This is a genomic window from Pedobacter terrae (genome assembly GCF_900100705.1).
GTDB classification, from domain to species: domain Bacteria; phylum Bacteroidota; class Bacteroidia; order Sphingobacteriales; family Sphingobacteriaceae; genus Pedobacter; species Pedobacter terrae.
In genome coordinates, this window is sequence record NZ_FNCH01000004.1 from 14,055 (window position 1) to 26,838 (window position 12,784).

At 38.9% G+C, this 12,784-nt stretch carries 11 protein-coding genes; all 11 read left to right on the top strand.

Annotated features, from left to right (window positions below; translation table 11 throughout):
• Positions 1-27 precede the first annotated feature (27 nt).
• Entirely contained in the window at positions 28-1,509 is a 1,482-nt protein-coding gene (locus BLR60_RS06585) for a lipopolysaccharide biosynthesis protein (RefSeq protein ID WP_090498060.1), read from the top strand.
• A 78-nt stretch (positions 1,510-1,587) separates the two neighbouring features.
• Positions 1,588-2,019 (top strand): dUTP diphosphatase, encoded by a 432-nt coding sequence (dut, locus tag BLR60_RS06590; RefSeq protein ID WP_090498061.1) that lies wholly within the window; start codon positions 1,588-1,590, stop codon positions 2,017-2,019.
• 42 nt (positions 2,020-2,061) lie between these two features.
• Positions 2,062-3,762: a tetratricopeptide repeat protein gene (locus BLR60_RS06595; protein ID WP_090498063.1), complete on the top strand. Its 1,701-nt coding sequence runs from the start codon at positions 2,062-2,064 to the stop codon at positions 3,760-3,762.
• Complete coding sequence (locus tag BLR60_RS06600) at positions 3,740-4,531, top strand: lipoprotein insertase outer membrane protein LolB1 (RefSeq protein ID WP_090498065.1); 792 nt, start codon at positions 3,740-3,742, stop codon at positions 4,529-4,531. Before BLR60_RS06595 ends, BLR60_RS06600 begins: the two co-directional genes overlap by 23 nt.
• 179 nt (positions 4,532-4,710) lie before the next feature.
• Positions 4,711-6,006 carry a murein hydrolase activator EnvC family protein gene (locus tag BLR60_RS06605; RefSeq protein WP_090498067.1) on the top strand — a complete coding sequence of 432 codons (1,296 nt, stop codon included), beginning with the start codon at positions 4,711-4,713 and terminating at the stop codon, positions 6,004-6,006.
• A gap of 46 nt (positions 6,007-6,052) precedes the next feature.
• Positions 6,053-6,415 (top strand): Sec-independent protein translocase subunit TatA/TatB, encoded by a 363-nt coding sequence (locus BLR60_RS06610; protein WP_090498069.1) that lies wholly within the window; start codon positions 6,053-6,055, stop codon positions 6,413-6,415.
• Between the two features lie 11 nt (positions 6,416-6,426).
• Positions 6,427-6,627 carry a Sec-independent protein translocase subunit TatA/TatB gene (locus BLR60_RS06615; RefSeq protein WP_029986031.1) on the top strand — a complete coding sequence of 67 codons (201 nt, stop codon included), beginning with the start codon at positions 6,427-6,429 and terminating at the stop codon, positions 6,625-6,627.
• A 17-nt stretch (positions 6,628-6,644) separates the two neighbouring features.
• Entirely contained in the window at positions 6,645-8,063 is a 1,419-nt protein-coding gene (gatA, locus tag BLR60_RS06620) for an Asp-tRNA(Asn)/Glu-tRNA(Gln) amidotransferase subunit GatA (RefSeq protein ID WP_090498071.1), read from the top strand.
• Positions 8,064-8,269: 206 nt separating this feature from the next.
• Positions 8,270-9,673 (top strand): lytic transglycosylase domain-containing protein, encoded by a 1,404-nt coding sequence (locus tag BLR60_RS06625; RefSeq protein ID WP_090498073.1) that lies wholly within the window; start codon positions 8,270-8,272, stop codon positions 9,671-9,673.
• A 190-nt stretch (positions 9,674-9,863) separates the two neighbouring features.
• Positions 9,864-12,185 carry an NADP-dependent malic enzyme gene (locus BLR60_RS06630; RefSeq protein WP_090498075.1) on the top strand — a complete coding sequence of 774 codons (2,322 nt, stop codon included), beginning with the start codon at positions 9,864-9,866 and terminating at the stop codon, positions 12,183-12,185.
• 6 nt (positions 12,186-12,191) lie between these two features.
• Positions 12,192-12,776: a Holliday junction branch migration protein RuvA gene (gene ruvA, locus BLR60_RS06635; RefSeq protein ID WP_090498077.1), complete on the top strand. Its 585-nt coding sequence runs from the start codon at positions 12,192-12,194 to the stop codon at positions 12,774-12,776.
• Positions 12,777-12,784 lie beyond the last annotated feature (8 nt).

Below are 12,784 nucleotides of genomic sequence, written 5' to 3' on the forward strand. Positions count from 1 at the left end.
ATACGCAATACTCAAATCTCAATATTGATGTCTGTATATAAAAAGTTTCTTGGGCAGACCATGGTTTATGGTATTAGTACCGTTTTCTCCAGGTTGTTCAATTTTATCCTTACGCCCATTTACACCGGTGTTTACCAAAAAGGTGTTTATGGCATTTTCACAAATATGTATGCCAATGCATCATTAATTAATGCGGTTTTGGCCTTTGGTATGGAAAGTACCTACTTTAGGTATTTGAATAAGTTTGAAGATAAAAAGCAACAGGTATATAACAATTCATTTCTTTGCATTGCTTTTATTTCATTACTTTTCTTAATTACAGGTTTAATTTTCTCCTCTTCTATTGCAGGTTATTTGGCAACCAGGGTCTCGGATATTGCAGATTATAAACAGTATGTCAGTTTCTTTCTGTGGATACTTTTTATAGATGCTATTTGTGTAATTCCTTTTGCGAAATTGAGAGCTGATGGTCAGCCCTTTAAATATAGTATTGCCAAGTTTTTAAATATCGGTTGTTTTGTTGGTTTTAACCTTGTATTCATATACCTAATTCCTGCCAACATAAAACACAATTGGATTGGTGCGGAATGGTTTGCTTCATGGTACAAGCATCAATGGATCGGTTATGTTTTTGTAGCTAACCTTATTGCGTCTATTGTTACACTCATTTATTTGCTGCCCGAATTTATGAAATTGCAACTGCGTTTCGATAGTAAACTTTTTAGCAACATGTTTTCTTACAGCTGGCCAATTTTAGTAGCGAACCTGTCATTTATTGTGAACGAGAACCTGGATAAAATAGTACTTCAAAAACTATTGCCACCTGAAATTGCCGATGGAGAGGTTGGAATTTATGGTGCTGTGTGTAAAATAGCGATTTTCTTAAGTATTTTTATAACAGCTTTCAGGCTCGGCGCCGAACCGTTTTTCTTCAGCCATGCAAAAGAGAAAAATGCGAGAGATACTTATGCTACAATTTTGAAATATTTCGTAATCGCCCTATCAGTTCTTTTTATTGCCATTATTGCCAATATTGAGCTACTGAAATTTTTTATCCGTAAACAAGAATATTGGGTAGGTTTACCGGCAGTTCCTTATTTGTTATTGGGTTATGTGTGCCTGGGTATTTACATGAATCTATCTATCTGGTATCGCTTATCTGATCAAACTCGATTCGGACTCTATATTTCTGTAGCCGGAGCGGTAATTACAATTGTGCTCAATGTGATTTTAATTCCGCGATTTAGCTATATGGGGTCTGCATGGGTAAGTATGTTGGCTTATTTTGTAATGATGGTTTTATCTTATGTTCTCGGACAAAAATATTATCCTATACCTTATAACCTTAAAAAGATTTTTTCGTATTTAATAATTTCAACTATTATTGTATTCTCTTCATTTTTTGTATTTAATAAAAACATTTACATTGGTAATGCCATGTTAATTGCCTTTGTTGTAGGTATTGCTTATTTCGAAAAGGGAGATTTAATGAAAATACTTAAAAGGTAAATGATTAAGATTGGCAATTTTTTCTGATCTCACCTCCTGAATCTAAAATCTCATATCTCCAATCCCACATCTCGTAAAATGGAAATAAAAATCATCAATACATCAGCACATCCGCTTCCTCAATACGAAACTGCTCATGCTGCAGGAATGGATTTAAGGGCAGCGATCACAGCAGAAATAGTACTTAAACCTTTACAGCGCCTTTTGGTACCTACAGGCCTGTTTATTGAACTGCCTATTGGCTACGAAGCACAGATCAGACCAAGAAGTGGCCTGGCCTATAAACACGGCATCAGCATTGTAAATTCACCAGGTACCATAGATGCCGATTACCGTGGCGAAATAAAAGTTTTATTGGTAAATTTATCAGATACAGATTTTAAAATTGTTAATGGCGACAGAATTGCCCAAATGGTAGTGGCCAAGCATGAAACGGTGAACTGGCAGCCAGTTACAGAACTGGGTGAAACAGCGCGCGGCGAAGGTGGTTACGGACATACGGGGAAATAGTTTCGAGTTCAGTTTCGAGTTCGGAGTTAATTTTTGGATGTTATGATGTATAAAATGCATTTTCTTATCGGAACTGTTTTCTTTAGCTTTCAGGCTTTGGGGCAGGGAACAGTTACGCCAGGTACCAATCGCGATAGCAATATGGTAAAGCAATTATTTTTTGCTGGTCTGCGCGAGAAAATGTCTGAAAATTATGTAGTAGCCGCTACCAATTTCAATAAAATTATTGGGTTAGATCCTAATAACCATGCTGCTTACTTCGAACTGGCCAATGCAGACCTACGTTTAGATAAACTTTTGGAAGCTGAACAACACATTAAGCAGGCCATTAAAATAAATGCTGGCAATTTATGGTACTGGCGTTTACTCGGCGAGGTATATAAACGCAGCAATAAAATGCCTGAGTTGATCGGGGTATTTAATCAGTTGATTCGTCTTGATCCTGAAAACGATGCCTATTATTTTGATAAGGCCAACGCGCAGTTTTTGGCTAACCAGCCAGATGCGGCTAAGAAAACCTACGTTGAAATTCAAGGTAAATTTGGCGATTCAAGGGATCTGGTAAACGCCAGAAAGAGACTGCAAGCTAACGGCAGTGCTACTACTGAAAGTGATATTGTAAAATTATTGGAAGGCAACCAGGCCGATGTAAAGAACTATTTATATGCTGCAGGTTTGCTTTTGCAGAAGGGAAATGATCAGGAAGCATTAAAAGTGTTGACCAAAGCACAGCAGCTGGAGCCAGATAATTTTGAGGTGAACTTAGCTTTGGCCGATATTTACCGCAGTCAGAAAAATGATGAGGCCGCATTTTCGTCCTTAAAACTGGCTTTTCAAAGCAATGAAATGCCACTTGTAGAAAAGGTGAAGATTATTGCCGCACTTTTTCCGAAAATGAACCAGCCTGTTGTTGCTAAAAATGTAACCGGACTAAGTAAGTTAGTTGCAGAGAAAAACCCAACTGAAGCAAAAGCATTAGCGCTTTATGGCGATGTGCTTTATCAGCAGAATAACTTAAAAGAAGCATTGATCCAATATCAGGCGGCATTGAAACTTAATGAACAGGTTTACATCGTTTGGGAACAGGTGATTAACATTCAAACATTGCTTGGGCACTATGATGAAGCCATAAAAGTTGGCGATGAGGCTTTAACTATTTATCCCAATCAGGCCAGTTTATATTATTATATGGCTTATGCCTTGTTTAAAACCGGTAAATATGAGTCTGCCCAAAACAACTTAAAAACATCTTTACAGTTAGATGTGGATAATAAAAGCCTGCAAGCACAGGTTTATGCACTTCAGGGCGATGTCTACATCAGCCAAAATAATTTTGGCCAGGCAAAAACAGCTTTCGAAAAAGCCATCGTGCTGGAGCCTGATAATTACCTCATCATGAATAACTATGCCTACTATTTGGCATTAAGAAATGACGACTTAACAAAGGCAGCTAAATATGCGGAAACTGCAGCCCTTGCCATGCCAAATAATCCCTCAGTTGCGGATACTTATGCCTTTATTCTGTTTAAACAGCAGAAATACGATCTGGCGAAAACATGGATTGAAAAAGCTTTACAAAACAATAGCAATAAGAATGGTGTTTACTTGGAGCGATATGGAGATATTCTTTTTTTGAAAGGTGAAAAAGATGCTGCATTAATGCAATGGCAAAAGGCAAAAGAGACCGGAAACGGATCAGAAGTATTAATTAAAAAGATCAATGAAAAGAAATATTTTAAATAGTGTATTCCTGTTGGGCGCAGTAATTTTTGTTTCGGCATGTAAGCCTAAAAAAGAAATTGTAGTGGCTCCGCCAACCAAAACGGAAACCAAAACAGATAACTCTAAAGCAGAAGCCTTAACCTTATTAAATAGCAAACAACTTAAATTTAATACGCTTTCGCTTAAAGCAAAAGCAACTTTGGATATTGCCGGCGATGCAAATGATGTAACCATGAATTTCAAAATGAAAGACAAGGAGACCATTTGGGTAAGTATTACCGCATTAGGTGGAATGGCAGAGGTGGCCAGGGCTTTAATTACGCCAGATAGCATCAAGATCATGAACCGGATGAAAAGCGAATACCTTAAAAAACCGTTCAGTTATATTTATAATTTTACCAACAAACAGGTTAATTTTAGTACCCTACAGGCTATTTTAACGGGCAATGCCATGGGAGAGTTTTTAACTGCAGAATCAGATGTTAAACAGGAAAATGGTGTTTGGGTAGTTTCCGGAAGCAAATCAGCTTTAGACTACAGACTGCTTTTTAATACACTTTTTAAAGTATCTGAAACGAATTTAAATGATGCTAAAAACGGTCAGGCTTTAAAAGTTACCTATACTGACTATCAAAAACTAAACGAATCTTTATTTCCTAGTGCCTTAAAAATCAAAACGCTATCTAAAGCGAAAACCATAAATATCGATCTTCAATTTGTGAAAATTGATGGCAATGTTCCGGTAGATTTTCCGTTTAATGTACCGAAGAGGTTTACAGTTGTAAAATAACTTCATTACAGTTACTATTTCATTCTATTGCCAAACAGATCTGCTGCTTTGCACCAGGCTATTTGGCAATCTCTGCATTATATGAAGATTAAGTGAAGAGCATTCTGTAATAAGTAATAATGACTTTACTATCTCAATTTTAATGCTTTTTACTGTAAAAATTTTATACTTTTGGCTTAATGAAGCTACAAAAACTCCTATTTATCTTTTTTTTAAGTTTGTTAACGCTTTCTGCGGTTGCACAAACTGAAAGCCAGCTCAGAAGGAAAAAAGAAGCTATACAACGTGAAATCGAACAGCTTCAAAAGAATTTGAATAAAACTGCTAATGGTAAAAAGCTTACCATACAGCAGATTAATACCATAAATGCCCAGATTAGGTTGCGCCAGGATAAAATTGGCACCATTAACTCTGAAATAAAAAATCTGGATAACCAAATCTCTCAGAACACAAATACCGTACATACATTACAAGGTCAGTTAGGTGATCTTAAAAAAGAATATGCAGGAATGATCCGCTTTGCACAACGGAATAGAAACTCGTACGACAAAATGATGTTCATTTTTGCAGCAAAGGATTTTAATCAAGCTTACAAACGGATTAAATATTTACAGCAGTTTAGTCAGTACCGTAAAAAACAGGCTGGCTATATAGAAAATACGCAGCAAGACCTGAACGGAAAGATTAAAGTGTTGGATAAAACACTTAGAGAAAAAAGCGACCTCCTGAAAGAACAGGAAAGAGAGCGTGAGCGTTTAAGTAAAGATAAGAGTAAACAATCTGTTGAGTTAAATAAGCTGAGCAAAGACGAAAAACAGTTTAGGCAGGATATTAACAGCCGCAAAAAACAACAGGCGCAGATAGACAGGGCCATTAGGGCAGCCATTCAACGTGCCATTGAAGAGGCAAGAAGAAAGGCGGAAGAAGAGGCAAGAAGGAAAGCAGCAGAAGAAGCAAGAATTGCTGCCGCTAAAGCTAAGGCCGAAAATAAACCTGCACCGGCAACTCCTGCTACACCAACGGCCAAAGCCAAATCGACCGGAGAATTGCTAACGGCAACTCCAGAGACGGCAAGACTGTCGGCAGGCTTTGAAAATAACAGAGGAAGGTTACCTTGGCCGGTGTCAACAGGAACAATAACCGAAAGGTTTGGCCTGCATAAGTTAGACCAGGCAAGTTATACCAACGATGGTGTAGATATTACAACAACAGATGGTGCAGCGGTCAGAGCAGTATTTGCAGGTAAAGTTGCAGCAGTACAGGTAGTGATGGGTAGAACGGTAGTACTGATCAACCATGGTGAATACTTTACGGTATACCAGAATTTAAAATCGGTTAGTGTAAGTGTTGGTAATTCTGTTGATACCAAACAAACCATCGGAGTTGTTGCCAATACTGGTGATGATGCGGTTTTAAAGTTTCAGATTAGAAGAGGGCAGGCCGCTTTAAATCCTGAAGCCTGGATTAGTAGGTAAAAGAATAGTTTTTAAAATGTCTATATTTGTATAAATTATATTAGTGATGTATCAAGGCACGTTATTAGAGTTTTTAAACATGGGTGGATCGGAGATCGTACTCATTTTAGTGGTAGTTCTGTTATTGTTCGGTGGTAAAAAATTACCTGAACTGGCAAGAGGACTGGGGAAAGGGATCAGGGAGTTTAAAGATGCCTCTGATGGTGTAAAGCGTGAAATTCACAGAAATATTAATGCTATGGACTTAGATAAAGAAGAAGCGGAAGAAACAGCTGTAAATACCCATAGTGAACGTCATCACCCAACAGAAGAATTACCTGTTGATGAAAAGGTTGAGCCAGGTGTGCCACATATCGATCTGGCAAAGCCTACGGATGAAAAAATTGTAACTGACAAAGAAAAAGCTTAAACAAAAAAATCATGTTAAATACAACAATAGCAGCAATGCTTGGAACACCAGAAATTATCATTATTGCGGTAGTGGTATTGTTATTATTTGGTGGTAAAAAAATTCCTGAACTGATGAGGGGTTTAGGTAAAGGTGTTAAAGAATTTAAAGATGGTAAAGATGGGGTTGATGGCGATCAGGTAGATCCATCTAACCGTGATAAAACCGTTTAATTGCAATAATTTTAGTTTTGAAGAAATACAGCTCTCTGAAAGAGATTCAAACACTCATTTCGCAAAAGCAATTAACTTTACCCGATTTATTGGCTTATTATTTTAAGCAAATTGAAAATAATGAACACCTCAATGCATTCAATGAGGTGTTTTTTTTATCGGCCGAAGTTCAGGCGAAAGCGGTACAGCAAAAAATAGAAAATGGTACTGCAGGTAAACTTGCAGGGATGGTAATCGGTATTAAAGATAATATCTGTTATGAAGGCCATATTGTTACGGCATCATCAAAAATGCTTGATGGATTCGTATCTCCATATTCTTCAACAGTTGTGCAACGTTTATTACAGGAAGATGCCGTTATTATCGGCCGTTTAAACTGTGATGAATTTGCTATGGGCGGTTCTAATGAAACCTCATATTTTGGGCCTGCTAGAAATGCAGCAAATCCTGAGCTTGTTCCGGGCGGTTCTTCAGGAGGCTCGGCTGTAGCAGTGCAGGCCGATATGTGTTTATCTGCCTTAGGTACCGATACCGGTGGATCGGTAAGACAACCTGCTGCATTTTGCGGTCAGATTGGACTTAAGCCTACATACGGGCGTATTTCGAGGTATGGTGTTATCGCTTATGCTTCCTCTTTCGACCAGGTTGGCCCTATTACCTCTTCAGTAGAAGATGCAGCTTTGCTTTTACAGGTTTTAGCTGGTGCAGATGATTACGATTCAACAGTTTCTGCTCTTACAGTACCTGATTATCCTGTTCTGTTGAATGAACAGAAAAAACATAAGATAGCGGTATTAAAGGAAACGATAGAAAGCGAGGCGCTTGATCCCGAAATTAAATCTGCTATATTAAAATCAATTGAGCAGCTGAAAGCTGATGGGCATACTGTAGAGTATGTTTCTTTTGATCTGCTGGATTATCTGGTTCCCGCCTATTATATTTTAACAACAGCCGAAGCTTCTTCAAATCTTTCGCGTTATGATGGTGTGCATTACGGACACCGTAACGTGGAAGCAAAATCCCTGAATGAACTTTATAAATTATCCCGCGCCGAAGGTTTTGGCGAAGAAGTAAAACGACGCATCCTTTTAGGTACTTTTGTTTTAAGTGCAGGATATTACGATGCTTATTATCAAAAGGCACAGCAGGTGCGTCGGTTGATCAGAGAAAAAATGGATGCTTTGTTTCAGGAGTTTGATTTAATTCTTTCTCCTGTGGCACCAACAGCAGCTTTTAAAATAGGTGATCATCTACAAGATGCACTGGTGATGTACATGGCTGATATTTTTACCGTATTACCATCTTTAAGCGGAAATCCGGCAATTGCTTTGCCAATAGGCAATAATGCTGCGGGTTTGCCGTTAAGTATACAATTTACAGCCAAACATTTTGAGGAAGATAAGCTTTTGGCTTTTTCTCAGGCATTTTTATCATAGTTTTATCGTCATTGCGGGTTACGAAGCAATTTAATGCAAAAGGCATTATAGTAAGTATGGCAATGGCATTTTATTAACTGTTTTTCCAGGCGTCGTCTGGAAGGTTCGCAGGTTCTTAACTTTCCTTGATATGGAAAGAAAAAGGAATCTGTATAAAGGTTTGTGAGGACACAAACACGGTTAATGAAAGTTTGAACCAATAGCCCATGATTAAAAAATTACTTTTTGCTTCAATTTGTGCTTGTTTAGGATACGTTTCTTCCTCGTCTGCGCAACAAACACTCAAACTGGATAGTCTTCCGAAGATTCATAACAACATCTTTATCAATACCGATACTGTAGCTGTACCGGTTGTTTCTGAAAACCCATTAACCATGGGGCAAAACTTTATCTACAAACTCAGGTTAGATTCTATTGCGAAAACGGTACCGCTTCCCTACAACGAATACGTTCAGCAGTATATCGATATTTATGCCAAGCGTAAGGATATGTTTGGTAAAATGATCGGTTTATCAAGCTATTACTTCCCGATTTTTGATAAGGCTTTAAAAGACTATAACATTCCGCAGGAAATAAAATACCTTACTATTGTAGAATCGCAGATGAATCCGCATGCGATTTCAAGAGTAGGGGCAACAGGCATCTGGCAGTTTATGTTCGGTACGGGCAAGGCCTATGGTTTAAAGATGGATAACTTTGTAGATGAACGCAAAGATCCAATTCAGGCCAGTTATGCTGCTGCAGCTTATTTTAGAGATGCTTTTGAAGAACTTGGCGACTGGCTGTTAGCCATTGCCGCTTACAACTGTGGAAAGGGTAATGTGAACCGGGCTATTGATAAAGCGGGATCGAGGGATTTTTGGGTAATCAGGCAGTTTTTACCTAAGGAGACCAGAAATTATGTGCCTGCCTTTATCGCTGCGGTTTATGTAATGAATTATTCCCACAAACACCAGATTACGGCACAGGCTTCGAGCATGTTTTTGAAAACCGACACGGTGCAAACTACCCGTTTTGTATCCTTAGCTACCCTGGCCAAAGCGCTTAATATTGAAGAACAAGCCATATTGGCCTTAAACCCATCGTACAAGAAAAAGATTGTTAACGGCACGGATGAGGATCCCAAGCGTATTGTAATGCCTAAATTAAGGGATATTGATTATGCAGGTATTTACGACGTGCTGAATAACCACGATATCGATGTTGACATGAAAGTGGTGGCTGCCAGTACGGACGATGTAAGGGATTTAAGCAAGCAAAAGAACAAAGTGATAGCTACATCGGCCGTGGTTTATCATAAAGTTACCTCAGGACAAAGTTTAACAATGGTTGCCGACAAATACGGTGTAGAAGTACAGGATTTACGGGTTTGGAACGGTTTAAAAAGCAAAACTCTTGTGCCTGGACAAAGATTAAAGATTTATGCCAAAAACCGTACACCGTTAAAAGCACCATCATCGTTTTTAAGTTACAAAGTGAAAACAGGCGATACCTTATCAGAAATTGCAGAAAAATTTGATGGGGCAACTGTCCAAAGTATCAGAAGGGACAACCGTTTATCAAAAGCAGGTTTGCAGGTTGGTATGATATTGAAAATTAGCAAGGGATAAAACTTCAAACCGGTCCAAGGTATTTACTTATCGATCAGGTATTTCTGAAAATTGCATCTTAATATTTGGTTTAATCTATTTCGTTTTACCGGTAGATTAGTTTCGCATCTGGTTTAATTTATGAACAGCTTTTTATTTTAAGCCTCATAAAAAGAATTGTACCTTTGCGCCGTCACTAATAAGTTACTTAATGAGTAATACGAATAGAAAGCAAGATGCGTTGGATTACCACTCGCAAGGCCGTCCGGGAAAGATACAAGTAGTACCTACTAAACCTACAACATCACAAAGGGATTTAACCCTGGCATACTCTCCAGGAGTTGCTGAGCCTTGTTTGAAAATAGCAAACAATAAAGAGGATGTTTATAAATATACCGCTAAAGGTAATTTAGTTGCCGTAATCAGTAACGGAACAGCCGTTTTAGGCCTGGGCAATATTGGCCCCGAAGCAGGTAAACCGGTAATGGAAGGTAAAGGCCTTTTATTTAAAATATTCTCCGACATTGATGTTTTCGATTTGGAGCTGGATACTGAAAATGTAGATGATTTTGTGAAAATCGTTAAAGCTTTAGAGCCTACTTTCGGAGGGATTAATCTTGAGGATATTAAGGCTCCTGAATGTTTCGAGATCGAGCGCCGTTTAAAACAGGAGATGAACATCCCGGTAATGCACGATGATCAGCATGGAACAGCCATTATTTCTGGGGCAGCATTATTAAATGCCTGTGAAATCCAGAAAAAGAAAATAGATAAAATTCAGGTTGTGGTAAGCGGCGCGGGTGCTGCAGCAGTTTCCTGCTCTAAAATGTACCTGAGTTTGGGTGTTAAAAAAGAGAATTTGGTCATGTTTGATATCAATGGTTTAATTGATATACACCGTACCGATCTGGACGATATCCGCATGAGTTTTGCCACCACCAGAACAGGTATTTCTAATATTGGAGAAGCCATGAAAGGGGCTGATGTATTTATCGGACTTTCGGCAGCAAATGTCATTTCTCCGGACATGTTAGTGGGGATGGCCAAAAATCCGATTGTTTTCGCAATGGCGAATCCAAATCCGGAAATTGCCTATGAACTCGCAATAAAAACCCGTAAAGATCTGATCATGGCTACCGGCCGGTCTGATTATCCGAACCAGGTGAACAACGTACTGGGTTTTCCTTATATTTTTCGCGGAGCGCTTGATGTTCGGGCAACCAGTATTAATGAAGCCATGAAAATAGCTGCAGTTAAGGCCATTGCCGAACTGGCTAAAAAATCTGTTCCGGAAGCAGTTAACCTGGCTTATAATGCGCGTAACTTAAAATTCGGGCGGGATTATATCATTCCAAAACCTGTTGATTTTAGGTTAATTACCGAAGTATCAACTGCTGTAGCAAAAGCCGCAATAGAAAGTGGTGTGGCCCGAAAAATCATTACCGATTGGGATGCCTATAACGAAGAATTAAGGAAACGTTTAGGTTTGGATGATGCCATCATGAGAGCGGTAACCACCAAAGCGAAAATGGATCCTAAACGGGTGGTGTTTGCAGAGGCTGATAATTATAAAATTTTAAAAGCTGCCCAGATTGTAAAAGATGAGAATATTGCCATTCCTATCCTGTTGGGCAATCGAGAGAAAATACAAGCCATTATTGATGAGCATGCGTTGGAGCTTGGAGGGGTAGAGATCATCGATCAGATGCAGAATCCTGAAAAAACACAACAATATGCAGACGCACTTTTCAAAAAACGCCAGCGCAAGGGGGTTTCTTCCATGCGCGATGCGACAAAACTATTGAGAGACCGTAACTATTACGGTGCTTCGATGGTTGAATTTGGTGAGGCTGATGCCATGATTTCGGGTTTGACCAAAAATTATGGCGCTACCATTAAACCTGCGCTTCAGGTAATCGGTGTAGAGCCAGGTGTTAAACGCGTTGCAGGTATGTATATGATGATGACCAAAAAAGGTCCTGTTTTCTTTGGCGATACTACTGTAAACGTAGAACCAACTGCAGAAGAACTGGTAGATATCACCTTGTTGATCGATAAATCTGTTAAACAGTTTAACATTAAACCGCGCATTGCTTTATTATCATATTCAAACTTTGGTTCTAATGATGGGATAACACCAAACAAAGTAAGGGAAACCGTGAGGCTTCTTCATCAAAATCATCCGGAAATTGTAGTGGATGGCGAAATGCAGGGAAACTTTGCCATTAACAACGAACTGTTGCAGGATAATTTTCCATTTAGTACGTTGGCAGACGCCCCGGCCAACACTTTAGTGTTCCCAAATCTGGAGTCAGGGAACATTGCATACAAATTGTTACAAGAGCTCGGCGGTGCCGAAGCCGTAGGTCCGATCCTGTTGGGACTGAATAAACCTGTTCATATTGTTCAATTAGGCAGTTCTGTACGCGAAATCGTTAATATGGTTACCATAGCTGTTGTAGATGTGCAGGCAAAAGAAGAAATTGCAACATCGAAACGAAAAGGTATATTTGGGAAAACAACTAAAAAGTAATATTACATGTACGCCTATATTGATGGTAGATTGACTTTTAAAAACCCGGCTTATGTTGTGGTTGAAGCCGGAGGTATAGGCTATCATATAAACATATCATTAAACACCTACAGCGCTTTGGGCGATGCAGAAAGATGTAAATTATATACCTGGCTGCATGTAAAAGAAGATGCACACACTTTATACGGCTTCGCTGATGAGGGCGAACGCCGTTTATTTTTACATTTAATTTCGGTATCGGGTATTGGCCCGAACACGGGGCGAATGATATTATCTTCCATTACTCCCGTTGAGATTCAAACTGCAATTGTTAAGGCAGATTTGCCACTTATACAGCGAATTAAAGGCTTAGGCGCAAAAACCGCACAACGCCTGGTTTTAGAGCTACAAGATAAATTAAAAAAAGAAGGGGTAGATTCATTAATTTCTATGCCTCAGCACAATACTGTTAAAGATGAAGCGTTATCAGCACTGGTAATGCTCGGATTCGCCAAACAAACCGCCGAAAAAACTATCGATCAGATATTAAAAGTAACAGAAGGAAGCCTTTCGGTAGAGCAACTAATTAAACAAGCTTTGAAAACTTTATAGATTAACGC